Source organism: Terasakiella sp. SH-1 (assembly GCF_004564135.1).
In the GTDB taxonomy this organism is placed as follows: domain Bacteria; phylum Pseudomonadota; class Alphaproteobacteria; order Rhodospirillales; family Terasakiellaceae; genus Terasakiella.
In genome coordinates this window covers 88,319-112,613 of the sequence record NZ_CP038255.1, presented here as the reverse complement: position 1 = coordinate 112,613, position 24,295 = coordinate 88,319, and the positions used below count along the sequence as shown (strand labels likewise).

At 46.7% G+C, this 24,295-nt stretch carries 24 protein-coding genes and 1 tRNA gene; 4 read left to right on the top strand and 21 right to left on the bottom strand.

From position 1 onward, the window contains the following. Positions 1 to 6 precede the first annotated feature (6 nt). The 10 genes from E4K71_RS00570 to aroA form a co-directional block, all read right to left on the bottom strand. Positions 7 to 957 (bottom strand): hypothetical protein, encoded by a 951-nt coding sequence (locus E4K71_RS00570; protein WP_135075017.1) that lies wholly within the window; start codon positions 955 to 957, stop codon positions 7 to 9. A gap of 23 nt (positions 958 to 980) precedes the next feature. Then, positions 981 to 1,472 carry a response regulator gene (locus E4K71_RS00565; RefSeq protein ID WP_135075014.1) on the bottom strand — a complete coding sequence of 164 codons (492 nt, stop codon included), beginning with the start codon at positions 1,470 to 1,472 and terminating at the stop codon, positions 981 to 983. After that, positions 1,472 to 2,911 carry a hemerythrin family protein gene (locus tag E4K71_RS00560; RefSeq protein WP_135075011.1) on the bottom strand — a complete coding sequence of 480 codons (1,440 nt, stop codon included), beginning with the start codon at positions 2,909 to 2,911 and terminating at the stop codon, positions 1,472 to 1,474. The genes E4K71_RS00565 and E4K71_RS00560 overlap by 1 nt, the downstream gene beginning before the upstream one ends. Before the next feature lie 126 nt (positions 2,912 to 3,037). Beyond that, positions 3,038 to 3,445: a hemerythrin family protein gene (locus tag E4K71_RS00555; RefSeq protein WP_135075008.1), complete on the bottom strand. Its 408-nt coding sequence runs from the start codon at positions 3,443 to 3,445 to the stop codon at positions 3,038 to 3,040. A gap of 170 nt (positions 3,446 to 3,615) precedes the next feature. After that, positions 3,616 to 3,963 carry a LapA family protein gene (locus E4K71_RS00550; protein WP_135075005.1) on the bottom strand — a complete coding sequence of 116 codons (348 nt, stop codon included), beginning with the start codon at positions 3,961 to 3,963 and terminating at the stop codon, positions 3,616 to 3,618. A 104-nt stretch (positions 3,964 to 4,067) separates the two neighbouring features. Then, entirely contained in the window at positions 4,068 to 4,349 is a 282-nt protein-coding gene (gene ihfB / locus E4K71_RS00545) for an integration host factor subunit beta (RefSeq protein ID WP_135075002.1), read from the bottom strand. A 54-nt stretch (positions 4,350 to 4,403) separates the two neighbouring features. Beyond that, positions 4,404 to 5,324: a signal peptide peptidase SppA gene (gene sppA / locus E4K71_RS00540; RefSeq protein WP_135074999.1), complete on the bottom strand. Its 921-nt coding sequence runs from the start codon at positions 5,322 to 5,324 to the stop codon at positions 4,404 to 4,406. Positions 5,325 to 5,743: 419 nt separating this feature from the next. Further along, the gene (gene rpsA, locus E4K71_RS00535; protein ID WP_135074996.1) at positions 5,744 to 7,432 is read right to left on the bottom strand and encodes a 30S ribosomal protein S1; all 1,689 of its coding nucleotides are present in this window, start codon (positions 7,430 to 7,432) and stop codon (positions 5,744 to 5,746) included. Positions 7,433 to 7,629: 197 nt separating this feature from the next. Then, a complete protein-coding gene (cmk, locus tag E4K71_RS00530; protein ID WP_135074993.1) occupies positions 7,630 to 8,268 on the bottom strand; it encodes a (d)CMP kinase in 639 nt (212 codons plus the stop codon). An 82-nt stretch (positions 8,269 to 8,350) separates the two neighbouring features. Then, positions 8,351 to 9,670 (bottom strand): 3-phosphoshikimate 1-carboxyvinyltransferase, encoded by a 1,320-nt coding sequence (aroA, locus tag E4K71_RS00525; RefSeq protein WP_135074990.1) that lies wholly within the window; start codon positions 9,668 to 9,670, stop codon positions 8,351 to 8,353. Positions 9,671 to 9,964: 294 nt separating this feature from the next. Here aroA and E4K71_RS00520 point away from each other — a divergent pair, with 294 nt between their 5' ends. The 3 genes from E4K71_RS00520 (at position 9,965) to E4K71_RS00510 (ending at position 12,031) form a co-directional block, all read left to right on the top strand. After that, positions 9,965 to 10,303, top strand: a complete 339-nt coding sequence (locus E4K71_RS00520) for an FYDLN acid domain-containing protein (protein ID WP_135074987.1) — start codon at positions 9,965 to 9,967, stop codon at positions 10,301 to 10,303. A 74-nt stretch (positions 10,304 to 10,377) separates the two neighbouring features. Beyond that, a tRNA-Ala gene (locus E4K71_RS00515) sits at positions 10,378 to 10,453 on the top strand. A 144-nt stretch (positions 10,454 to 10,597) separates the two neighbouring features. Continuing rightward, positions 10,598 to 12,031: a site-specific integrase gene (locus E4K71_RS00510; RefSeq protein WP_135074937.1), complete on the top strand. Its 1,434-nt coding sequence runs from the start codon at positions 10,598 to 10,600 to the stop codon at positions 12,029 to 12,031. Here the strand turns inward: E4K71_RS00510 and E4K71_RS00505 are convergent. The 11 genes from E4K71_RS00505 to E4K71_RS00460 form a co-directional block, all read right to left on the bottom strand. Beyond that, the gene (locus E4K71_RS00505) at positions 12,011 to 12,361 is read right to left on the bottom strand and encodes a hypothetical protein (protein WP_135074984.1); all 351 of its coding nucleotides are present in this window, start codon (positions 12,359 to 12,361) and stop codon (positions 12,011 to 12,013) included. The genes E4K71_RS00510 and E4K71_RS00505 overlap by 21 nt on opposite strands. 345 nt (positions 12,362 to 12,706) lie before the next feature. After that, positions 12,707 to 12,889 carry a hypothetical protein gene (locus E4K71_RS00500; RefSeq protein ID WP_135074981.1) on the bottom strand — a complete coding sequence of 61 codons (183 nt, stop codon included), beginning with the start codon at positions 12,887 to 12,889 and terminating at the stop codon, positions 12,707 to 12,709. Positions 12,890 to 13,064: 175 nt separating this feature from the next. After that, positions 13,065 to 15,317 (bottom strand): pyruvate carboxylase, encoded by a 2,253-nt coding sequence (gene pyc, locus E4K71_RS00495; RefSeq protein WP_346504511.1) that lies wholly within the window; start codon positions 15,315 to 15,317, stop codon positions 13,065 to 13,067. Continuing rightward, the gene (locus E4K71_RS18585; RefSeq protein WP_346504510.1) at positions 15,302 to 16,165 is read right to left on the bottom strand and encodes a biotin carboxylase N-terminal domain-containing protein; all 864 of its coding nucleotides are present in this window, start codon (positions 16,163 to 16,165) and stop codon (positions 15,302 to 15,304) included. Before E4K71_RS18585 ends, pyc begins: the two co-directional genes overlap by 16 nt. A 272-nt stretch (positions 16,166 to 16,437) precedes the next feature. After that, a complete protein-coding gene (locus E4K71_RS00490; RefSeq protein WP_135074979.1) occupies positions 16,438 to 17,367 on the bottom strand; it encodes an FAD-binding protein in 930 nt (309 codons plus the stop codon). 1 nt (position 17,368) lies between these two features. After that, complete coding sequence (locus tag E4K71_RS00485; protein ID WP_135074976.1) at positions 17,369 to 18,118, bottom strand: electron transfer flavoprotein subunit beta/FixA family protein; 750 nt, start codon at positions 18,116 to 18,118, stop codon at positions 17,369 to 17,371. An 11-nt stretch (positions 18,119 to 18,129) separates the two neighbouring features. Then, entirely contained in the window at positions 18,130 to 18,930 is an 801-nt protein-coding gene (locus E4K71_RS00480; protein ID WP_135074973.1) for a CoA ester lyase, read from the bottom strand. A gap of 161 nt (positions 18,931 to 19,091) precedes the next feature. Further along, on the bottom strand, positions 19,092 to 19,949 hold the full coding sequence (locus E4K71_RS00475; protein ID WP_135074970.1) for a MaoC family dehydratase N-terminal domain-containing protein: 858 nt from the start codon (positions 19,947 to 19,949) through the stop codon (positions 19,092 to 19,094). Between the two features lie 6 nt (positions 19,950 to 19,955). Next, positions 19,956 to 21,086: a CaiB/BaiF CoA-transferase family protein gene (locus E4K71_RS00470; protein WP_135074967.1), complete on the bottom strand. Its 1,131-nt coding sequence runs from the start codon at positions 21,084 to 21,086 to the stop codon at positions 19,956 to 19,958. Then, positions 21,086 to 22,249, bottom strand: coding sequence for an acyl-CoA dehydrogenase family protein (locus E4K71_RS00465; RefSeq protein WP_135074964.1), 1,164 nt, complete (start codon positions 22,247 to 22,249; stop codon positions 21,086 to 21,088). The genes E4K71_RS00470 and E4K71_RS00465 overlap by 1 nt, the downstream gene beginning before the upstream one ends. A gap of 216 nt (positions 22,250 to 22,465) precedes the next feature. After that, on the bottom strand, positions 22,466 to 23,407 hold the full coding sequence (locus tag E4K71_RS00460; protein ID WP_135074961.1) for a LysR substrate-binding domain-containing protein: 942 nt from the start codon (positions 23,405 to 23,407) through the stop codon (positions 22,466 to 22,468). A 167-nt stretch (positions 23,408 to 23,574) separates the two neighbouring features. On the opposite strand from E4K71_RS00460, the gene E4K71_RS00455 reads away from it, so the two are divergent. Continuing rightward, complete coding sequence (locus tag E4K71_RS00455; RefSeq protein ID WP_135074958.1) at positions 23,575 to 24,255, top strand: class I SAM-dependent methyltransferase; 681 nt, start codon at positions 23,575 to 23,577, stop codon at positions 24,253 to 24,255. Positions 24,256 to 24,295 lie beyond the last annotated feature (40 nt).

Here is a 24,295-nt window from a genome sequence, read left to right as displayed (position 1 = left end):
AAAATATCACTTTTTGTCGTTAAGAATTCGTGAAAGCTCTTCCTGTGACATAGCATTCGGCGCTGTTTTTTCCTGTGACCGCTTTTCAACCTCAACCCCATCTGACTTTCGGGTCTGCGCGGCTTCTGGTTTATTTTTTACTACCTTAACCTTATTTTCTTCAAGGTTTTTTTCACTCTGAATAATATCTTGTATGACCTGAGGGGTTTTCGTCGCCGATTTTGGCTCAGGCTTTGGTTTCGCTTTTGCTTTTTCCCGACCAGAAAATTTTAGAATTACGCTATTGAGATTATCCAGCAACTTACGACCCAGCGCCCCGCCATTGCCCTTGATCCCTTTGGCCACAACGATTTTAAGGGCTGATAAATAGGCTGAGAGAATTTGGAGATGTGCGTTGGTTAATGGCTTGTTTTCCAGGGTTTCGATGAAATACATCAACCGCACCCCTAGAAATGACACCATCGGATAATTAAACGTCCCGCCCATCCCGGTCAGGTTATAGGCAATATCATGCATGGTGCGGTAATCGTTTTCGTCAAAGTCGCCGGTACTTTTGATCAGATTAATCCGGTCCTGTAAAAGTTTCACATCGGATTTAACCCAGCTTTGATAGGTATCCGTCAGCTCTTCAACATCTTTTTCTGCGGCAGCGATATCGTTAAAATCAATCGCCAGCATGGTTTCATCTGCGGCAGCCTTTTCTGACAAGGGGACGTAGTTTTCAACATCAAAGGTCTTAACGGCCTCAACCTCCCCCTTTCTGGCAAGGCTAAGAGCGGCTTCTTCATCATCACCATCAATAACAAACAGCTTGAAAGCCCGCTTTCCCTGTACGGATGCCTCACCGCGTTTTGCCTGATCAACCGCGTTTGACCAATATTGGGAAGCCCGGCCCTTTTTTTCAAAGGCTAGAAACTCATCATCACCGGCTTGTGCCAAAATTGCGATAACATGCATCTTCCCCTCCCCCTTTATCACGCTTACTTGCGGCGGCGATCAATCGGTACGGGCATCCGGCGGCGGCGGCGGTCCGGCCCCTTATAGGTCGAACAATCCACAAAGGGGCGTGGATTGGCAACCATCGCACAAATCCGGCTATAGAGATTTCCCGGTGAAAATGGCCGCGCAATAAATTCGTTGACCCCGGCATCGCGGGCTTCTGCGACATTTTCCATATCGGTCATCGCCGTTGCCATAATGATCGGCGTATGTTGATAGGTTTCAAAAGATGCTGTTCTGATCTTTCGCACCAAATCAATACCGCTATCTGACTTGAGCTTCCATTCCATGAAAATGATATCTGGACGGTCACGCAACAGCGATTCCATCATATCGAATTCATTGGTGGCAAAAACACATTTCTTCACCCCGAATGTCCGCAAAGTGGTTTCGGTCAGATTCGCCGCCCAACGGTCTACATCGACAATCAAAAATGTTAAATCCGTAAAACCGTAGCTTTGGAATTTTTTCATTATTCTTCTTCCCCAATCCACGCCTTGGGCATATCCATTTCCTGTAAGAAGCTGGAAATCTTTTCAGATTTTGCCTGCATACTATTCTGATAGCCTGAATCTTCTTCCTGAATATGGCCGCTTAACCATTTCACAAACATATTACTGACTTTCTTACCGGCTTCTTCATCCGTCAACATCACATAATAGTCACGCATTTCTTCCAGTTCGACCATCAGCTTTTCATGCTGCTTCACATGTTCGACCGTCTTGTCATACCCTGCGATGGCCATGGCAGCTTCTTCGCGGCCAAAGTGGACACGGGCAAAAGCTTTCAAGATGGAGAAAATAATATCCACTTCATACAAACCGCCATCACGTTCGCTGGTGAGATAGAAGTGCTTCATCAAATGGAAGAGATAACGATGGTCTTCATCCAGTTCTGGAATACCAACCGAATATTTCTCTGACCAGTCAAAGGTCTTTTCATTGACCTCATTGGCCTTGCCTGCATTTTCAGGTTCAGGCTCGGCTTTCTTCTGTTCGAAAAGTTCTGCCAAAGACTCCTGCGAAATAACACCAGGTTCCGGCTTCGGCTGAACAGGTGCAGCAGGCATTTCTTCTTCGATCGGTTTTTCGACAGTGGGTGCGACTTCTGGCGTCGGCTTGACCTCTGGCTTGACTTCCGGCTTGACCTCTGGTTTGGGCTGCGGTTTTGGTTTCGGCTTTGGCTTGGCAGCCGCACGTACAGCGGCCACATCAATATCGGCGTTCACACCTTTAATGACTTCATCCAATTTCTTGATCAACGTGCGGCCCAAATCCCCGCCTGTACCTGTGATCCGGTTATTCAGGATAAATTCAAATGTAGTGACATAGGCACGCAGGATATTCACCCCGCGTTCACTGACCATATCTTCATCCTGGGCGCGCTTAAGGTATTTTTCCAAATGGCCGGCGACGAATGTAATCAGTGTGTAGCTATATCCCCCGCCTTGGGCCTTGAGGTTATAGCAAATCTCGTCCATCACGACCTTGTGATGGGGATGGACCTCCTTGGCAGAGGCCAGCGCTTCAACCTTTTTCTGGAAGCTTTGAACCGTTTCTTTGGTAACTTCAACAAAACGGGCCCCTTCCGCCTTAATCTGGCGTTCGGCTTCCATAATGGTTTCAGGTGTGACACACCCCGGTCCTGTACGTTTTATCTTTTCATAAAACGGGACGTTCTCATTCATTTTATGGGTTTTGATCGGCTGAAGCCGATTTTGACGCGCTTCTTTGATACCATGTTCAATAGAAGAGGTTTCACTTTCATAAAGCACCACCTCGCGAACAGCATCGCCTTCAAGCTTGCGTCGACTCGAAATAATATTTGACCAAAATGTAGCCGCTTCTTGTTTATTCCAAAAAGCTTCGAAATTTTTTTGTCCAGAGTTCTTAAGAACAGCTACAATAAACATAATTATACCAACGTCATAACCACTACTCTTCCACAGGGAAGTCTAATACACTATGGGTTGGTTGAATACTAATATTTTTTTGCGGTTTTCAGAGAAAATAATCAACCTTAAATTGATTTAGCCCAATCAAGATGCAAATTTTCTCATACGCTTCAACTGCAAATCCTCTTGCAGAATATGATTCACAACCCATTGATTTAAAAGAGTTGCCAATTCATTGATCGGCTTATCCAAAAGCCCTTTCTTTCGTTCTTCCTTGAATTTGGCATAAGCCCCCATCAACTGCTTAATCAATTCCTGATGCAAGATGATATGGCGTTTAATATCTGGAAATTTAAGGGCCTTCATAATCATTTCCTCACGGCGGAAATGTGTCTTGGTGAAATCATGAAGAAGATAAAAAACCTGATCCAATTCGATGGCGGCTTCATCAGGGTCTTTTTCGTTCAGCGTCTCTACAAGGCCGCGAAACTGTTCAATCATTAACAACAGTTTTTTATGATCATCATCAACGACAGAAATGCCGACGGACATGCTTTCTTGCCAAACTAAAGACAATTTCGTTACTCCTGATATAACGACACAATATCTATTCCATATGACCCACAGTTGTTCATCTGTCAATAAGGTTTCTTACGGGTTTATGATCCTTTTAAAACCCCTGCCTCACAATGCATTCCATCGTATGCAAAGACCTTTCCCTTTTATGCCACATCTGGCTTAACAGCAGGCAAAACCTCCTGATTTGGCTGCTGTTTTTTCTCAACTTCCTGCAATTGTTTTTGCAGGCGTGCGACTTCGGCTTCGGCATATTTCGTGTCTTTTCTTCGGCTCATGGCAATCACACGCCACTTTGCCACCGACATCCAGGTCAGCAGTGCACCAAAGAAAAAACCAAAGGCCAAAGTGCCCAAGCTCAACAAGTAAAGGGGGATATCCTGACTAAAGGGTAAGGGCCAGAAATTCACAGCAATCTCTTCGCGGTTTGAAATGGCAAAAAAGACCACAACCGCAGCAAAGGGAATAAAGATCAGCCAAGATAAGATTTTCATAAGCGCCTACTTTCAACACAACACCAATGACCAACGACATACAATAGCATACGTCGTTTACACCAGATTCCCCCTTACCACAATGGGAAGAAGGCGTTTTCCTTTTAGGCGGTATTCAGGCGCTCTCTCAATTTTTTGCCTGTTTTAAAATAAGGCACAGCTTTTTCCCCCACATCCACAGACTCACCTGTGCGCGGGTTGCGTCCTACACGGGACCCTCGTGTTTTCACCGAAAAAGCCCCAAAACCACGTAGCTCGACGCGATTGCCCTCAGCCAAGGCTTGCGTGATTTCATCAAAAATCGTTGTCACGATCCGTTCTACATCACGCTGAAAAAGGTGAGGATTAGCTTCAGCCAAACGTGCAATCAGTTCCGATTTTGTCATGGGCACCTGCTCCCTTTCTTTCAAAGTAGGTTTATCGACCTAACACAATGCTCATTACTTCAATTCAGGTTGCCAGACAGAAATCAAGCCGTCAAGACTAAGTCCCTTAGAAATCAATGTTTTATCGAAAAAGCTTTTCGCAATTGCACTTTGTGCACCTGCCCACAAGTCTTCTTCCCCATAAATGGCATCAATAACCTCCAGTGTAGAGGGCACCTTTTTTTCCCGTTTCAACCACGCCAAAGCCGCAGCTTCACTGCCTGTTTCATCTATAAGGCGTGCATTTTTGGCCTGCCTGCCCGTATAAATACGCCCATCGGCAAGCCTGCTGACTTCGGCCTTGCTCAGATTGCGTCGTTCCATAACCATGGACTGGAACATATCAAACATATCCAAAATCACCGCTTCTGTCGCTTTTCTGGATTGCGGTGTCAAATCTTCCATAGGATTCGGTGCAGCCTTAAGTGGAGCACTCTTGATAATCACAGGCTTGACCCCGATTTTTTCCATCAAACCTTTCACATTGGCTGATTGCATCAACACCCCGATGGAACCGGTAATCGTCCCTTCACGCGCCACAATATAATCCGCAGCCAATGCAGTCATATAGCCTGCGCTTGCCGCAACTTCCCCCATGACAGCAACGACGGGCTTTTCGTTCGCCAAGTCGCGCAAGTTCCTATAAAGAGCCTCTCCTCCAACAACGGACCCGCCCGGACTATTAATGCGCACGATCACAGCCTTGACCTTGGGGTCGCGCTTGAGTTCTGCAATCATCTCATCTCGAGCAACATCATCGCGAATAATGCCCTCAACCCACAGCCGTGCAATATGATCCCCATGACCAAACACATCAAAACGTGCTGCCAAAGCCAAAAGTGCTGCGCAAATAGCAAGAATACCAATCCCCTGCCAAATGCGCAGGCGGCGTTTAAGGCGAATACGGTCCAAAAGATAGTCAGCTGAAAAGGTCATTTAATTCTCCTTCGTCGTCCTCGCGAAGGCGGGGACCTTTTTCCATGGTGACATACCAAGACACCTACATGATTAGGGCGTAAACCCATAAAATAGACTTGCTTTGGTTTCCCAGAAATATAGGCAAGACAAGGCAAAGGCTTGCAGGAAGTACTTGTACTTTCAAAAGACTTTAACGCAGTAATGCCTATATTTCTGGGAAATCCCGTAAGGGACGGGATGTATTTGAGGATAGAACTGCGTTATAAAACCCTTAAAGTGCTTGCACTTCTGCGGGTTTCATGCCTTGTCTATCCTCAAATACATCTCCGCCAAACAAGTCTATTTTATGAGTTTACGCCCTAATATAAAAGAAAAACCCCTTCCTGCAAGAACAGGAAGGGGTCGATCTTAAACTTCAAAAAGAAGGAACTAACGAATTAGCCTTTCTTTTGTTCCAGTGCTGCACCCAGGATGTCACCCAGAGACGCGCCGGAGTCAGAAGAGCCGTATTCAGCCATTGCTTTCTTCTCTTCTTCAACTTCCAGAGCTTTCACAGACAGGGAAACCTTACGGTTTTTCTTGTCAAACTGAGTTACCTTGGCGTCAATCTTGTCACCTTCGTTGAAGCGGTCTGTGCGCTGATCACCACGATCACGCGCCAGATCACCACGACGGATGTAGCCAGTCAGGCCGCCGTCAACTTCAACTTCCAGACCATTTTCTTCAACAGCAAGAACTGTACAAGTCACGATTTGGTTTTTCTTGATGTCAGAAGACGCAGATTCAAAAGGATCTTCAGACAGTTGCTTGATGCCCAGAGAAATACGTTCTTTCTCAACGTCAACGTCGAGAACTTTCGCTTTCACAACATCACCTTTGTTGAAGGAAGCCAGTGCTTCTTCAGGTGTGCCTTCCCATGCCAGATCAGACATGTGAACCATACCGTCGATTTCGCCGTTAAGGCCGATGAACAGACCGAATTCAGTGATGTTCTTAATCTCGCCTTCAACTTCAGAACCCTGCGGGTGTTCAGCCAGGAACGCATCCCATGGGTTTGCCAGACACTGTTTCAGGCCAAGGGAGATACGGCGTTTAACCGGATCCACATCCAGAACCATAACTTCAACTTCTTGAGAAGTAGAAACGATTTTGCCCGGGTGTACGTTTTTCTTCGTCCAGGACATTTCAGAAACGTGTACCAGACCTTCAACGCCCGGCTCCAGCTCAACAAACGCACCGTAGTCAGTGATGTTTGTAACGCGACCAGAGAACTTGCCATCAACCGGATATTTGCCGTCAACGCCTTCCCAAGGGTCAGCTTCAAGCTGCTTCATACCAAGGGAGATACGCTGAGTTTCAGAGTTGAAGCGGATAACCTGTACTTTAACAGTTTCGCCAATTTGCAGTGCTTCAGACGGGTGAGCAATGCGGCGCCATGCAATGTCAGTAACGTGCAGCAGGCCGTCGATGCCACCAAGGTCGATGAACGCACCGTAATCAGTGATGTTTTTAACAACACCGTCAAGAACCTGACCTTCTTCCAGACCTTTGATGAGATCGCCACGTGCTTCAGCGCGTGCTTCTTCAAGAACAGCACGACGAGAAACAACGATGTTGCCACGCTGGCGGTCCATTTTCAGGATTTGGAACGGCTGAGCATTGCCCATCAGCGGTGTTACGTCACGTACCGGACGGATATCAACCTGAGAGCCCGGCAGGAAGGCAACAGCACCGTTAAGGTCAACTGTGAAGCCGCCTTTAACACGACCGAAGATAACACCGTTAACACGCTCTTGAGCTTCGAACTGCTTCTCGAGGTTTTTCCATGCTTCTTCACGTTTCGCTTTTTCACGAGACAGAACAACTGTGCCGTCTTTGTTTTCGTAGCGCTCTACGAATACGTCAACATTGTCACCGGCAGACAGTTTCTGTGCTTCTTCGCCGAAACCGAATTCTTTAAGGGGGATACGGCCTTCAGATTTCAAACCGACGTCAACCATTGCGAAATCATTATCAACGCGAATGATTGTACCTGTCAGTACTTGACCTTCAAAAAGGGCTTCTTCACCGAACGCTTCGTTAAAAAGCGCTTCAAAATCTTCAACTACTGGAGCTGCTTCAGTCATAATATATAAGTCCTATAATAATGTTGTTTCATGCCAAACGGTTGGTTCCGTTGGTCTGTCACCCGCAATTGCGTCAAAGGTATCAGGACCAGACAGCGCAGTGACTAACTGCCGATCCACCTTCATGAAAGTGAAAAAGACCCTCAGCACTTCCTTCTAAAAGAAAGCGTCAAAAGTCAGTTCACAGACGTATCTATTCAGGCTTTTTCAGAAATGATTGATTTAGCCTGTGCAATAACTTCTTCAATCCCCAGATCAGAGGTATCCAAAATCACCGCATCATCAGCTGCCTTTAATGGCGCGGAGCTGCGTTGGCTGTCGCGCGCATCGCGGTCTTTCATATCCTGTAAAACCTGCGTGTATATAGCTTCAAGGCCACGCTCTTGCAACTCTTTTAGTCGACGTTGAGCACGTACCTCTGTTGAGGCTGTCACAAACAGCTTCACATCCGCATCCGGGCAAACCACTGTGCCAATATCGCGCCCATCCAGAACAGACCCAACCTTGCCCTGTGGTGGTTCCTTGGCAAAGCGACGCTGAAACTCCAACAGCTCGTCTCTAACCGATTGAATTACAGCAACTTTTGAGGCTGCTTGCGCGGCTTCGTCATGGCGTAATTTCTCGTTTGTCAGGTCATCAGCCTTCAAGTTTTGTGCCGCTTTCAGCGCATCAGCTTCATTCTCCAGATCGCCACCTGCCTGCACAACGGCAAACCCCGTGGCACGGTACAAAAGCCCCGTATCCAGATAAGCCAAATTCAAATCCGCTGCGACTCGGCGCGCCAATGTGCCCTTGCCTGCCGCGGCCGGACCATCAATTGCAACAACAATGCCCATATAAACTCTCCGTCGTCCTCGCGAAAGCGGGGGCCTTTATCCATACTGAAAGAGATCCCCGCATCCGCGAGGATGACGTAAATTAACTGATTTTCGCACCCAGCCCGTTCATCAGATCAATAAAGCCCGGGAAGCTGGTGTCAATCGGTGACGCATCATCAATAGTTACAGGCTTTTGAGACGCCAAACCAAAGACGATGAAAGACATGGCAATACGGTGATCCAAGCGCGATTTAATCTCGCCCCCACCCAAGGCAGGCTGACCATCGGCCTTAACGATCATGAAGTCTTCGCCTTCTTCCACATCAACACCACAGGCTTTCAGGCTTTCCACCACCACGGCCAGACGATCACTTTCCTTCACACGCAACTCTTCCAGCCCTTCCATATGGGTTGTGCCTTTGGCAAAAGAGGCTGCCACGGCCAATACTGGATATTCATCAATCATGGAAGGAGCACGTGAGGCTGGAACCGTCACGCCTGTAAGTTCGGAATATTCCACCACCAAATCAGCAACTTCTTCCCCTGCCTCAATGCGGGTATTCACTTCGGTGATCTTACCGCCCATCTCTTTCAGGGTTGTAAAGAGACCTGTGCGCAACGGGTTCATCCCGACAGCTTCCACCGTGACTTTAGAGCCCGGTGTGATCAAGGCAGCAACAACAGGAAAAGCTGCTGAACTTGGGTCCGTCGGCACAACCACATCACGGGCAACAAGCTCCGGCTGACCAGTCAAGGTGATGACACGTCCGCCCTTATCCGTTTCTTCCACCTCAACCTCAGCACCGAAATGCTGCAACATTTTTTCGGTATGGTCACGGCTGGGATTGGGTTCAATCACTGTTGTTTTGCCCGGTGCATTGAGCCCGGCCAACAAAACAGCCGATTTGACTTGTGCTGAGGCCACCGGCAATTCATAAGAAATCGGCATGGGGCTGTCTGTCCCCTGAATGGCAATCGGCATGCGGCCATTTTCACGCGACACGAAATTAACACCAATCAGGCGCAACGGCTTCATCACCCGTTCCATTGGGCGCGAACACAAGGAGGCATCGCCTGTCATGAAAGTGGTGAAAGATTGCGTCGCCAACACGCCCATCAACAAACGCGCAGCCGTACCGGAATTGCCCATATCCAGCACCCCAGTCGGTTCAGAAAAGCCACCAACACCACGCCCCTGAATAACCCATGTGCCATCATCCTGACGCTCAACCTGTGCCCCAAGGCTTTGCATGGCTGCGGCTGTACACAGCACATCTTCGCCTTCCAGCAGGCCCGTCACTTTCGTTTGCCCGGCCGCCATCGCGCCAAACATTAAAGAACGGTGCGAAATGGATTTATCACCAGGGACACGGATTGTGCCCGCAAGATTTTCAGTTTGATGAGATGCAACGGTTTTCACAGCTTGGGCCTTTACATAAAGTCAGAAATTCAGCGCACTTTCGTACAGTGTGACGCGTAAGTCAATTAAAGAAAAATCAGAAAAATTTAAATTAGGATCACTCTAAACGAGACTTTTTGTCATTTTCGTTTTACAGTATTGGAGAATTAGATGTGTACGTGTCATTGGAGCGGGCGAACAAACCGCTTCAAACAGTTTTTTTAAAGGGCAAATGTCCTGAATCTGGTGGCTCATACAGATATTTATCTGCGCGCTTCACCAGCCTTTGTCAGGATTTGCGAAGGAGGGCTGAACATGAAACCGGAATGGGGACAAAAACACGAATGCCCTGGTTGTGGCGCACACTTTTATGATATGCGCAAACCGGATGCCACCTGTCCCAAATGCAATGCCCCCGTCAATGACGAAGCCGCCTTGCTGGCCAAAACCAGTGACTATGACAGCACGCCCCCACCCAAAGAAGAAAACAAAGACATCCTCGCTGAATTTGAAGATGTTGAAACAGATCTAGAGCCCCGTGAAGGTGAAGATGACTTCATCGAAGATGCCGACGATCTGGTGGGCAGTGATGAAATGGATATGTCAGAAGTCATGGAACATATCGACGAAGGGGTTGCTGACCAAAACCTGTAAAGTTTTTTGCTCAAAGACACATTTTTATCTTGCAACCCCATAAAAATCAGCTATCTTCTGCGCCACCAACTTATGGGGCTATAGCTCAGCTGGGAGAGCGCTACAATGGCATTGTAGAGGTCTGCGGTTCGATCCCGCATAGCTCCACCAAAATTCACAGGTACCGATGCTGCAACGCTCGGTACCTGTTTTACTTTTACCCTTATATTCTGCTGATTACAGACCGTTACAATGACGGTGTATGGACGATTCTTGATGCCGGTTTGAAGGCTATTTTCAATCAGAATCGGCAAAGTGATACACAAAACTGGTACACACCGTGTATCGGGAATGGTCATTATGGCTAATCTCCCCAACCTATATCGGCGTGGAAATATCTGGCGATACCGTCGTCGGGTGCCCCATGATATTCAAGATAATATTGGTCGCAAAGAGTTCCTTAAATCGCTGAATACTGCCGATTACAGTACCGCTGTGCGACGTTATCGAACCGTATGCAATAATGTTGAGCAGATCATCGCCGAAGCCCGTGGAGTGGTTTTAAATGACACAACTGAACGATACACGGTGATACACAAAAGTGATACACACGAACCACAAATCAAAGCTCCACCAACATCCGACGATGACGGTCTCAGAACGTTAATTCAAACGGTCGTAGAGGAAGTATTATCGGTATCTGCACCACGGAAGCCATCCCTCACTCTGGATGAACTGTACCACCGTTATATGGACGATCCGGCACGTTCCAGAAGCAGAAAGACCATCATGACGTATCAATCTGTTTATAACGTGTTGATGGAAATATTTGGTGACGATAAACCGATTGGAGATATTGATCGCGAAGACTGCCGTCAATTCATGAATGTTGTTCGTCACCTGCCTGCAAATGCGAAGAAACGCTTTCCACGGAAATCACTGGTGGAAATATCTGAATTGGCGAAAGAGCGTCGCATGAAACCGATGGCACCACTTACCATCAACAAATATGTCAACAAGTTGTCGGCGATGTTGAATTGGGCTGTGGAAGAAGAATTGTTGGACCATAACCCAGCGATTGGATTGAAAGTCGCCGACCCTATTCATGCCCAGGATAAACGATTGCCGTTCTCAGATCATCAATTGATTAAAATATTTGAAGGGCTAGCTGATAAATTTGGTGCCGAATACTGGGTTCCACACATCGGACTTTATAATGGTCTTCGTTTGAACGAAATCTGTCAGTTGAATGTCGAAGATGTTGTTCAGAAGGATGAAACCTGGTGCTTTAATATTACCTGCGAAACGGATCGTGGGATTGATGACAAAATCTTGAAGACCAAAGCATCGGAACGAGTCATTCCCATTCACCCGCAGTTATTGGAATTGGGTTTTATGCGATATCTGAAACAGTTTGAGAAAAATACCCGTTTAAAATTATTTCCTGATATCAAACTCGGGACCACAGGGTATAGATCAGATACATTCTCCAAGCGGTTCGCCCGATTTCTTAAATCAATTGATGCCGATGCCCCAAAAACATCGTTCCATTCGTTCCGCCACAACTTCCGGGATGCTCTGCGGGAAGCCGATGTGCGGCATGAAATTGCAATGCAATTGGGAGGATGGGCAGACGGATCACGCGGAAAGTCTGCCCAACTGTTTTATGGTAAAGGCTTTACCATAAAGGCTGTTCTGACTGAGCTGAATAAAGTCAGATATGTGATGTTAAATGACATTCGGCCATAACACATCAATGCCTTCAATGACATCATACCCCTTCTCCTTGAGGATTTCTGTCATCTCTTGAGCATGCTGATCGCTCTTGGCCAATAAAGCCATATGATGCCATGTAGGGTCATGACGACAGTCCAGGGAACAGTCGTTGTAAGCTGTTGTAGTGAATTCATCTACTGCCATTTCCAACTTAAGGGATTCGCCTTTACTGACAGAGCACGTCTGAAACGTACCCCAACATGTTTCATGAACATCTGAACGGACGAAAACATATTGGTTCTCGCCATCGTGGGGAAGATGGCTGCGATAAGGGGCTTCTTCGTGATGAATGATTTCTACCATCGGATTTACTCCTTGTTATTTTTTGTGTAACTCGATGGTATTTTGACGCAGCAATGCAAAGAAAGTCGATAAACTTATCTTCAAGTATAGATCGTCAAATACATGGAATTGGATTTTCTTGACGCAGGGATTTTAGTTTTGCGGCTTCTGTATTTTGTCGAGCACCCGCTGTCGGTTTTTCACCCTCTATTAAAATTCCGACAACGGTACAGGCTCTGAATGCATCTGAGTAGCTTGTGTGCTTGATCATAAAATTTCCATTCCAGTGATGAAATAGTTTATCAACTGGTCCCGGATGCGCGAAACAGGTCAATCTTTGGGTTTTTGTGATCTTAAGATCCACAATTAAACATTCTTCTGAGTTTCAATGAAACAATCGAACAAACTTGCAACACCTTCGTAGCCTTGAAGCATTAACCACTCTTTTCTTTTGTTTTTCTCATTATGTGCAGCTTTTTCAGCTCTATGTTTTACGCAAGGAGCATGACTAATCCGGTCATTTCCGTTAGCCTTTTTCAGATCTATCACTTTATTACTCCTCATTTTTGAGTAGAGATGAGTTGGGCAACGCAAAAGCTCTCTTTCAGCACAACCAAGATCTAATTGGGAATTTTCGGTGCATTCAATTCCTGAGGATGGAATACACAATGAGAGACTAATTGATCCACAATGGAAAATTGGGTGAAATGGTAAAAGCCAAATTCTAGGTAAACACAACAAGGAGATCCTTCATATCTATTTGAGATCCTGGTCCTGTAATGATTTTGTCGATCACCCCGTCTCGTTCTGCCAAAACAGATGTCTCCATTTTCATCGCTTCAATGGACAGTAGGACATCGCCGCGTTTGACTTTGTCTCCCTCTTTTACAGAAACAGATACTACAAGTCCTGGCATTGGCGCACCGACATGGTTTTCATTGCCATCTTCGGCTTTGGGCGCACTTTCTTTTTTGGGCGTCTGTGAGGTGTCAGTAATTTTGACGTTGCGTGGCTGACCGTTTAGTTCGAAAAAGACGGTGCGGCGACCTTCGTCATCGCCATCTGAAATCGCACGGAAACTAATGAAGAGCGTTTTACCTTTTTCAATATCCACCACCAACTCTTCGCCCAGCTCCATACCATAGAAGAAAGCGCTGGTCGGCAGGACTGTCACATCACCATATTGGTTTTGATGCGCGACATAATCACGGAAGACCTGCGGATACATGATGTAAGAAGCCAGTTCATTGTCACTGATGTCACGTCCGGCCATCTCTTCAGCCGTCTTGCGCGCCAGATCAAGGTCAAGTGGTTCCATGGCAGAACCCGGACGGACAGTGATAGGTTCTTCACCTTTCAGAACCTTTTTCTGCAGTTCTTTGGGAAATCCCCCTGTCGGTTGGCCCAATTCCCCGCGGAAGAAGCTGACAACGGATTCTGGAAAGGCAATTTCCTTGTCTGGTTTTTCCACATCATCACGGGTCAAAGAAGACGTCACCATCATCAGAGCCATATCGCCAACTACTTTGGAAGACGGTGTCACCTTGATAATATCGCCAAACATCTGGTTGACATCGGCATAGGCATCAGACACTTCTGACCAATGCTCTTCAATCCCCAGGCTACGTGCCTGCTGGCGCAGGTTGGTATACTGACCACCCGGCATTTCGTGGTTATAAACATCAGATGTGCCACAACGAATGTCACTTTCGAAACCGACATAGTTGGCACGGACATCTTCCCAGTAATCAGATACTTTACGCATCGCGCCCTGATTAATACTGGTGTCGCGCGGGGTATTACGCAATGCTGCCACGATAGAGCCCAGATTGGCTTGTGAGGTCAAACCACTCATGGAGTCCAGCGCACCATCGACCACGTCGACACCAGCCTCACTTGCCGCCAAAACAGATGCTGCGGCAATGCCAGATGTGTCGTGGGTATGGAAATGAAGAGGAATGGATATTTCGTTTTTCAAAGCGGTAAAGAGCTGCGTCGCCGCGGCCGGTTTCAGCAAACCCGCCATATCTTTGATCGCTAGAATATGGGCACCGGCGGCTTCTAGCTCTTTCGCCATATCAACATAATATTTCAGGCTGTATTTGTCCCGGTTCGGGTCCAGAATATCACCTGTGTAACAAACTGCGGCTTCACAGATTTTACCGGTTTCATTAACTGCATCCATGGCAACGCGCATGTTATCCACCCAGTTCAAACTATCAAACACACGAAAGACATCCATACCTGCTTCAGCAGAACGTTTCACCAGGAACTTCACTGCATTATCCGGATAGTTGGTGTAACCGACACCGTTGGAAGCGCGCAGCAACATTTGTGTTAGATGGTTCGGCATAGCCGCAGACAAGCGTTCCAGACGATCCCATGGGCATTCCTTGAGGAAACGCATCGCCACATCGAAAGTCGCCCCGCCCCAACATTCAACCGAAAATAATTCGGGCAATCGTTTTGCATAAGTTGGAGCAATTTTAACCAAGTCATCAGTACGTACACGGGTTGCCAGCAAGGACTGATGCGCATCTCGCATGGTGGTATCGGTTAAAAGCAGGCGGTCCTGGGTCAGTATCCAGTCTGCCACCGCTTTTGGACCTTCTTTAGCAAGTTTTTGTTTCAGACCCGACTTGGATGATACATTGTAATTTTCGGCCACGGGATGATGAATATAATCCGGATGTTTGCGCCCTGCCACTTCCGGATTGCCATTGACCATAACTTCACCAAGGAAATTCAGCAGTTTGGATGCCCGGTCTTGACGTTTGGGCATATCAAACAATTCAGGGCTTGTGTCGATGAATTTGGTCGTATAGCTGCCTGTGAGGAATTTTTCATGAGACAGGACATTTTCAAGGAACGACAGGTTGGTCGCTACACCACGAATGCGGAACTCCCGCAAGGCACGGTCCATACGGGCCACCGCTTCGTTCGGCGTTTTGCCCCAGGCAGTTACTTTTTCAAGCAAACTATCATAATACCCGCACAGCTATACCCCGCCGTGCGCGCAATTTTCAACGCAGCCTCACACAATTCTTTGCGTTTTTCATCTGAGAAATAAGGAGCCGGGGCGCGTTCCACGACTTTTTGATTACGGCGCTGAACAGAACAGTCGCGTTCAAACAAATGGACGATATTTCCATGGGCATCCCCCATGATCTGGACTTCCACATGACGGGCACGACGTACCAATTTTTCCAGATAGATCTCGTCATTACCAAAGGCCGCCTTAGCTTCACGTTTGGCAGCATCGACTTCGCGCAACAGATCTTTTTCACACGTGATTTCACGCATGCCACGGCCACCACCACCCCAAGACGCTTTGGTGATCATCGGGTAGCCCACTTTAGCTGCTTCTGCTTTGATGATTTCTTCATCTTCCGGCAAGGCATTGGTTGCAGGTACAACCGGGGCACCGGCTTTGACCGCCAGCTCGCGTGCAGAAACCTTGTTGCCCAGACCTTCCATAACTTCCGGGCTTGGCCCAACAAAGATAATACCTTCTTCACGGCAACGACGCGCAAAGGTCGGGTTTTCAGACAGCAGACCATAGCCAGGATGAATGGCATCTACATTGGTTTCTTTGGCAATGTGTACGATAGTTTCGATATCTAGGTAGGCTTCAACTGGCCCTTTGCCTTCACCGATGAGGTAAGACTCATCTGCTTTAAATCGATGCAGGGCAAATCGGTCTTCGTTGGAATAAATCGCCACCGTTTCAATGCCAAGCTCTGAAGCAGCACGGCAAATACGAATGGCAATTTCACCACGATTGGCTGCCAATAAACGGCGAATTTTTTTGGGACGATTGATCATTTTAAAGGCTCATTTCCTGCATGTCAGAATGACTTTAGGCACATTCATTTTTCTTCTAGAAATTGAAAAGGTGTCCAAAGGCTAAAAGAAGTACGGGAACCGACCTTTTAGCCTTTGGGTAAGTCAGGCACATGCTTTCAGAAAGTTTAAAACGTGTGCAGTACTATAAGTTGCTTTAAAGGTACAACTCTATGAAAATCCCGTATCTAACCCGAGGACTAGATACGGTAGTTTCCTGCGTCTAGGGAGCGCCGCAGGTGAAATTGTCAAATTTAACCCAGCTCTTTTTCCAGTTCAGGTACCGCGTCGAAGAGGTCCGCAACTAGGCCGTAGTCTGCCACCTGGAAGATAGGGGCTTCTTCGTCTTTGTTGATCGCAACAATCACTTTGGAGTCTTTCATACCTGCCAGGTGCTGGATCGCACCGGAGATACCAACTGCGATGTAGAGCTCAGGGGCAACAATCTTACCTGTTTGACCAACCTGAAGGTCGTTCGGGACAAAACCTGCATCAACAGCAGCACGTGATGCACCAATGGCCGCACCAAGCTTGTCTGCAACAGCTTCAAGGATCTTGAAGTTTTCACCGCTGCCCATACCACGACCACCTGAAATCACAATCTTGGCGGATGTCAGTTCAGGGCGTTCAGAAACAGACAGTTCTTCACCAACGAAGGAAGACTTGCCGGAGTCACCTTGGGATGCCACAGCTTCAACAGCCGCAGAACCACCTTCGCTTGCGGCCGCATCAAAGGCTGTGGTACGAACCGTGATGACCTTCTTTTCGTCCGAAGACTGAACGGTCGCCATGGCGTTACCGGCATAGATCGGACGCACAAATGTGTCAGCAGACTCAATCTTGGTGATGTCAGAAATTTGAGCAACATCAAGAAGGGCCGCAACGCGCGGCATGAAGTTTTTGCCGTTTGTTGTCGCCGGTGCCAGAATATGTGTGTAATCGCCTGCCAAAGATACAACAAGGGTACCCATGTTTTCAGCGATTTCATGATCGTAAGCGGCGTCATCCGCCAGCAATACTTTGGCGACACCGTCGATTTTTGCAGCGACTTCACCGGCAGCAGCACAACCGTTACCGGCAACCAGAACTGTTACGTCACCGAGCTCTTTTGCAGCCGTAACTGTGTTTAACGTTGCGTCTTTGATGGACGCATTATCGTGTTCCGCAATAACAAGAATGCTCATCTTAGATCACCTTCGCTTCGTTTTTCAGTTTGTCGACCAATTCGGCGACTGTTTCCACTTTTACGCCAGCAGAACGTGTCGCAGGTTCTTCAACTTTCAGAGTTTTCAGGCCTGGTGTTGTATTCACACCAAAGTCAGCTGGAGTGACTGTTTCAAGCGGTTTCTTCTTGGCCTTCATAATATTGGGCAATGATGCAAAACGAGGCTCATTGAGGCGCAGGTCAGTTGTCACAATTGCAGGCAGGGCCAGTTTCACAGTCTGCAGGCCACCGTCAACTTCACGGGTGACATTGACGGAACCGTCGGCCATTTCGACTTTGGAAGCAAATGTGCCTTGCGGCCAACCCAGCAAAGCGCCGAGCATCTGACCGGTTTGACCATTGTCGTCATCAATTGCCTGTTTACCCAGGATGATCATATCCGGGTTTTCTTTTTCAACGATGCCTTTGAGCAGCTTGGCAACGGCCAGCGGCTGTAGGTCTTCGTCAATTTCAACCAAAATACCACGATCAGCGCCCATAGCCAGAGCGGTTCGGATGGTTTCCTGACATTTTTTCTCACCCATGGAAACAACCACAACTTCTTCAGCGGCACCTGCTTCTTTGAGACGAATGGCTTCTTCAACCGCGATTTCGTCAAACGGGTTCATAGACATTTTGACGTTGGCGGTTTCTACACCTGTGTTGTCTGATTTAACGCGGATTTTCACGTTATAATCAATGACGCGCTTTACTGCGACGAGGATCTTCATCACTTTTTACCTCATTTACGTTTTAAGATGTTACGTGCTCGTATGCGAACAGGTTTATCAACCATGGCACCATCTACTGTTACGGCACCTTCTCCTGCTTCAAGTACTCTATTCGCCCACTCAATTTCAGCTTCACTTGGTTTAAAACCATTGAGCGTAGGGGAGACATGTTTTGGATGAATGCACAGTTTGCCACCGAAACCCAAATCACAAGAATAACGAGCATCATCTGTGATTCCTTGAACGTCTTGGAGTGAGGTGGTGACCCCATCTACTGGTTTTAAGATGTTGTTTAACCGCGATGCCAAAACCAGTTCGTTTCTCGCAAACAACAGAGTTTCACGTGTATGGGCGCAACCTAAATCAGCACAAAAATCAATTGAACCGAATATCAATCGCTTCACGTTTTCCAAGGCGGACAGTTGACGCGTATCGGCTAACCCTTTTGCCGTTTCAACAAGGGCGATAACTGGTAGAGACACCTCTGCCAACGAAGAACAAAGCTGTTCAAATTCAGGGCTTAGCTCGGCTTTAGGAACAACAATTGCACTAAGAGATAACTTGGATACAGCTTTGATATCTTCCTCATGCCAAGGCGAGGAAATGCTGTTGACACGTACAAGAACCGGCAAACTTGTGAAATCACTGGATAAGGACTTGCGTGCCTCTTCTTTTGCCTCATCTGCCACAGCATCTTCCAAATCCAAAATAATTGCATCAGCCCCGGAAGTCGCAGCTTTATCGAAAATTTCTGGTCGGCTCGCTGGGACAAAAAGTGGAGCAACAAAATCTAAATCATGAGTCTGTGTCATGACATGTCCTTCCCCATAAAGTTATTATTCTTCAATTCGCAAAATGAAGGTGTTATTGCAGTCTATAGTCAAGATGGGTTCAAGAAATGAATCAGATGGCGCGTCAGTACTATACTGGTGAAGAAAAGCTAGTATAGCTTCAATCCACAGACCAATTTTGATCAGTGCCATTCGGCTTCTCCCATCATGGCAATCGGACCATTTTTACGAGCTGTCCAGAGTTGCATTTTTCCATTCTCCTCACGGGCATGAAGATAAAATGGTTCATTATCAACCAGCGGCGTAGCACCACGAAAAGTGAATTTATCAGGCTCCTTGCCATACAGCTCAGCGGCAAAATGCAACATCATGGTTGCTTGAAGAGGGCCATGAACGACCAATCCATCATAGCCTTCAACTTCAATGGCATAAGGGCGATCATAATGAATTCTATGGCCATTAAATGTTAGCGCTGAATAGCGAAAGAGAAGCGTTGATGTCGGGACTATCATGCGTTGATGCTGGCCGTTTTCTGCTACAGGTAATTCCTTTTTCGCAGATGTGCCTGTATCTTCTTCGCGATAGACGATATTTTGACGTTCGCTAAGAATAGATTGTTCACCGACCATAACATTATGGTCAACTGTCACAAAACAAAGCGTTCCCGTGCGGCCTTCCTTGACTTTAAGGTCGGCTATTGTGGATTTACGTGTAACCGTATCACCCACACGGAGGTCTCCATTGAATTCCAAACTACCCCCCGCCCACATACGACGTGGCAGAGGAACGGGAGGTAGAAAACCGCCTTTTTTCGGATGACCATCTCCCCCCAACATATCTGCGGGAAGAACGGGTTGAGCCAAGCAAAAATGCAGAAGTCTCGGTACCGCTTGCCCCACAGCAGTATCTTGCATTGGTAAGCCTATTGTTGCCCGGAACTTGTTTACCAAATCCAGAGAAATAACATCTGACACATTTTCCTCACGGCCAATCCAGCTGCTTAAATGGTCTATATTTATAGATTTATTTTGCGATACCATCGACCGTTACTCTCCTTTGTTTAAAATGGAGTTATCAGCCCCAAGGGCGGGAACAGAACCGTAACTTCTTGTTTGATTTGTAAACACAGGCGCCGGTGCAGGATAGGAAACAGGACCATTTGGCGTTTCAACTTCAACCTTGCGTAAATGGGGGTGGTTGGACAGACCGTCCATATCATTGACCGATGCATAGGCAATTTTGGATTTATCCAAAAGATTTCGTGCTTCAGCAATGTCAATATTCGCAAAAGCCGTTCGTACCAATACATCCGTAGCTTCACGATTTTTAACTCGTGCCACGTTCGTATTAAACTGAGGGTCTGTCGCAGCGCTTTCATTGTGTAAAAAATCTTTACACAGAATGACCCATTCCCGATCACTTTGGATCGCGATTAAAATCAATTGATCATCTTTTGTTTTAAAGACGCCATAAGGGGCAATGGATGGGTGTGCCATGCCAATGCGTGGCGGTAGCTTACCCGTTCCTTCATACTGCATCAATGGAACCGTCAGCCAATCAGCCATTACATCAAACATGGAGACACTGATATTGGCACCTTCACCACTGATACCACGTGCAAGTAAGGCTTCCAAAATGGCAGAGTAAGCGACTGCGCCGGTTGCAATATCAACGATTGAGATCCCGACTCTGGCAGGGGCATCAGCATTGCCTGTTAATGAACATAGTCCGGCTTCGGCCTGTATCAAAAGGTCATAAGCCTTACGGTTCACCATCGGGCCCGTTTCACCGTAACCGCTAATAGAGCAGATAATCAAACCGGGATGGGTTTTTCTGAGTTCTTCAAAACCGAAGCCTAAACGCTCCAACGCGCCGGGCTTGAGATTTTGCAGAAGGACGTCTGCATTTTCCAACAAGTCGCGAAGAGAGGCTTTCCCTTCAGCGGATGCCAAATCGACAATAACAGATTTTTTGCCACGATTAAGCCAGACAAAGTAGCTGCTTTGGCCGGAGGCGGCATCATCATAACCACGTGCAAAATCACCTTCGGGTCGTTCAATTTTGATGACGCTTGCCCCCGCATCAGCCAGTCGAGCTGAACAATATGGTGCTGCTACAGCCTGCTCAATAGCTACAACGTTTAAGCCTTTTAAAGGAAGATGTGTATTTGCTGACATTAGAAGGACCTCGGCATACCCAGAATATGTTCTGCGACATAGCTTAAAATCAAATTTGTAGAAATTGGCGCAACCTGATAGAGGCGAGTTTCGCGGAATTTACGCTCTACATCGTATTCATTGGCAAAACCGAAACCGCCGTGGAATTGCAAACATGCGTTCGCTGCTTCCCATGATGCTTTTGCGGCCAGATATTTTGCCATATTGGCTTGCGCACCACATGCTTCGCCATTGTCGTAGAGACGACAGGCTTCATAGCGCATGAGATTTGCAGCCTCGACTTCAATGAAGCTTTCGGCGATGGGGAACTGTACACCCTGGTTCTGACCAATGGGACGGCCAAATACAACGCGATCTGTAACATACTGGCTGACCTTATCAACGAACCAATAGCCATCCCCGATACATTCCGCAGCAATCAAGGTCCGTTCTGCATTCAGACCGGTTAGAATGTATTTGAAACCTTGACCTTCTTCACCGATCAGATTTTCTTCAGGGATCTCCAGGTCATCAAAGAACAGTTCATTTGTTTCATGATTGACCATGTTCGGAATGGGTTGAACCACCATGCCTTTTTTCATCGCCTCTTTGATATCGACAAGGAAAATGGACAGGCCTTCAGATTTTTTCTTTACATCTTTCAGCGGGGTCGTACGGGCCAAAAGGATCATAAGGTCTGAATGCTGTACACGTGAAATCCAAACTTTCTGTCCGTTCACAACATAGCGACCGTCTTTTTTTACAGCTGTAGTTTTGATCTTGGTGGTATCAGTACCTGTTGTCGGTTCTGTCACGCCCATGGACTGTAAACGAAGTTCACCACTGGCAATTTTTGGCAGATACAGGTTTTTCTGAGCCTCAGACCCATGACGGACCAAAGTGTTCATGTTGTACATTTGACCATGGCAGGCACCTGAATTGCCGCCTGCACGGTTGATTTCTTCCATAATGACAGAGGCTTCTGTCAAACCGAGACCTGCCCCCCCATATTCTTCAGGGATAAGAGCTGCCATCCAGCCGTCACGGGTTAGTGCATCCACAAACTCTTCTGGGTACGCTTTATCTTCATCAATTTTGCGATGGTATTCTGCAGGGAAATCTGCACAAAGGGCACGCACTGCGTCGCGAATATCGTCAAAACCTTCACCAATAGTAGACTGCATTTTTTCACCTTTCTCAAAAAATGCTTTCCTGACACATGAGCAATGTTGCATTGCTTTGAAACGGAAGCATGATGGGAATAAGGAGACGATGTTGTCGAGTAATTATGCTTTCTCGACTAGGCCTCTTATCCTGTTAATCTTGTGTATCTGTCGGTAAGTATATGGAGGATAAATCGATACAACAAATATCTATTTTGAAAAGGAGCTATAAGGAAATTATATACCTTTGGGGTCGTCTAACATATGACCTGACCAAAGGTTTCGCCTCACAAGATCGCGTGCAGTCTCAATTATCACTTCCCCGGCAAAGCGTGCAGCAGGGTTGATGGAATGATCCGCAGCAAAGGCGAGAACAAGTTTTCTTTCCGGTGCTGGATCAACCAGGGGCGCAACACGCAATTCACCCTGATCAATTAAGGAGTGAATAGAGGCAATCGGCAAGACTGTCACACCCAGTTCATTCTGAGCCAAGCCTACCAGTGCAGAAAATGAATCAACTTCAACATTTATATTTAATTCAATTCCCGCCCGTCGTGCATATTCATCCATCAGAGTTCTTAATCCATGACGCGGACAAGGCAGAATGAGTTCTTTGTCAGCAAGCTCAGTGAATTGCACCGCCTTATCCTGACTTAAGCCACTGCTTGCGCCACCAACGAGAAATAAATTCTCCATCATAATAGGAATGGTCCGCAGAGATCGCTGAGCTGGCGGATTGTAGGAAACAATGACATCCAGATCACCACGTTTGAGCCAATCAATCAGAAAGCCACTCAATACAGGGATGATGCGCACTTTTAATTGAGGGTGTGCTTCTCTAATCTTCTGAACGAGTGGCACGCTTAAGACTTGAGAGACTGTCGGGGTTACACCGATTTTCACAATACCACGAAAAGATGACTTGCCATCCAGGGCCGTATTCCTAATAGCATCCATCTCACTCATGATATGGGTTGCATGTTCAAGTATTTCTGCGCCCATACTTGTTAGCACCATCCCACGACCATGTCGTTCAAATACCTGTACACCCAACTCCTCTTCAAGAAGTCGAATTTGTCGGCTCAATGCGGGTTGGGCAATATTTAAACGATCTGCCGTTTTACTCAGGCTTCCCAACTCCGCCACATGGATTAATGTTTTTAACTGATTAACATCCATAACTGTCTTCCATTTTTTGCTATCGCCACAACCATCATGCGATCAAACGTATAAAATTACGACATATTTCATCTTTAAAAGTATATAATTTTTCAATATCAAATATAGATAAATTATATAGAATTCTCAATTGACAGCTCGCTTATTAATCTTGTTACAATGTCAGGATGGATAGAAAACAGAATAGTGAAGTTCTCAAAGAAAACATCGTTTTTGCTGGGAAAAAGATCCTCGATATTGGCTCTGGCAATGGAGGATTAACTCGTTTTATGGCCCGGCTTGGGGCAACTGTAACAGGCTTGGAGCCATCCCCCCTACAACTTGAAAAAGCTCACGCCGCAGAAGCTGTGCCCGGTGCATCTTATATCTGCGGTGGTGCTGAAAATCTGGATTTTGAAAAAGGTAACTTCGACAGCGTAATCTTTTTTAACAGTCTTCATCATATTCCTGAAGATATTCGCTTTACATCCTTGAAAAACGTTTCCGAAATCATCAATGAAACTGGCCTTATCTACATTAGTGAGCCTTTAGCTCAAGGCAGCTACTTTGAAACGATGAAGCTCATCGAAGACGAAACAGAAGTACGTGCTGATGCCTATCGGCAAATAAAACGCTGTGCAGAAATTGGTCTCCGCGAAGACCAGGAAATTTTGTACATACATACTGTCTTTTATAAATCATATGAAAGCTTCAGAAGCGCGATTATTGCGCCGAATGAGGATCGTAAAAGAATTTTTGAATCTAAAGACAAAGAAATAAGGGCTTTATTTGATGAGCACGCTCAAAAAACCTTTAAAGGTTATGAATTTTCACAGCCGATGAGGGTTAATATCCTTAAAAAGGTATAGAACTTTTTGATGGGGATTTTAAGATCGTATGCAACAAAAA

Coding starts and splice junctions, on each gene's coding strand:
- sppA (WP_135074999.1), bottom strand. CDS start 5,324: ATGACCTTTTCAGCTGACTATCTTTTGGACCGTATTCGCCTTAAACGC.
- E4K71_RS00460 (WP_135074961.1), bottom strand. CDS start 23,407: ATGGATGTTAATCAGTTAAAAACATTAATCCATGTGGCGGAGTTGGGA.
- E4K71_RS00490 (WP_135074979.1), bottom strand. CDS start 17,367: ATGAGCATTCTTGTTATTGCGGAACACGATAATGCGTCCATCAAAGAC.
- E4K71_RS00455 (WP_135074958.1), top strand. CDS start 23,575: ATGGATAGAAAACAGAATAGTGAAGTTCTCAAAGAAAACATCGTTTTT.
- rpsA (WP_135074996.1), bottom strand. CDS start 7,432: ATGACTGAAGCAGCTCCAGTAGTTGAAGATTTTGAAGCGCTTTTTAAC.
- E4K71_RS00470 (WP_135074967.1), bottom strand. CDS start 21,086: ATGTCAGCAAATACACATCTTCCTTTAAAAGGCTTAAACGTTGTAGCT.
- ihfB (WP_135075002.1), bottom strand. CDS start 4,349: ATGACAAAATCGGAACTGATTGCACGTTTGGCTGAAGCTAATCCTCAC.
- E4K71_RS00475 (WP_135074970.1), bottom strand. CDS start 19,949: ATGGTATCGCAAAATAAATCTATAAATATAGACCATTTAAGCAGCTGG.
- E4K71_RS00485 (WP_135074976.1), bottom strand. CDS start 18,118: ATGAAGATCCTCGTCGCAGTAAAGCGCGTCATTGATTATAACGTGAAA.
- E4K71_RS00550 (WP_135075005.1), bottom strand. CDS start 3,963: ATGAAAATCTTATCTTGGCTGATCTTTATTCCCTTTGCTGCGGTTGTG.
- cmk (WP_135074993.1), bottom strand. CDS start 8,268: ATGGGCATTGTTGTTGCAATTGATGGTCCGGCCGCGGCAGGCAAGGGC.
- E4K71_RS00560 (WP_135075011.1), bottom strand. CDS start 2,911: ATGTTTATTGTAGCTGTTCTTAAGAACTCTGGACAAAAAAATTTCGAA.
- E4K71_RS00520 (WP_135074987.1), top strand. CDS start 9,965: ATGAAACCGGAATGGGGACAAAAACACGAATGCCCTGGTTGTGGCGCA.
- E4K71_RS00465 (WP_135074964.1), bottom strand. CDS start 22,249: ATGCAGTCTACTATTGGTGAAGGTTTTGACGATATTCGCGACGCAGTG.
- E4K71_RS00555 (WP_135075008.1), bottom strand. CDS start 3,445: ATGTCCGTCGGCATTTCTGTCGTTGATGATGATCATAAAAAACTGTTG.
- E4K71_RS18585 (WP_346504510.1), bottom strand. CDS start 16,165: ATGATCAATCGTCCCAAAAAAATTCGCCGTTTATTGGCAGCCAATCGT.
- E4K71_RS00505 (WP_135074984.1), bottom strand. CDS start 12,361: ATGGTAGAAATCATTCATCACGAAGAAGCCCCTTATCGCAGCCATCTT.
- E4K71_RS00480 (WP_135074973.1), bottom strand. CDS start 18,930: ATGACACAGACTCATGATTTAGATTTTGTTGCTCCACTTTTTGTCCCA.
- E4K71_RS00570 (WP_135075017.1), bottom strand. CDS start 957: ATGCATGTTATCGCAATTTTGGCACAAGCCGGTGATGATGAGTTTCTA.
- E4K71_RS00565 (WP_135075014.1), bottom strand. CDS start 1,472: ATGAAAAAATTCCAAAGCTACGGTTTTACGGATTTAACATTTTTGATT.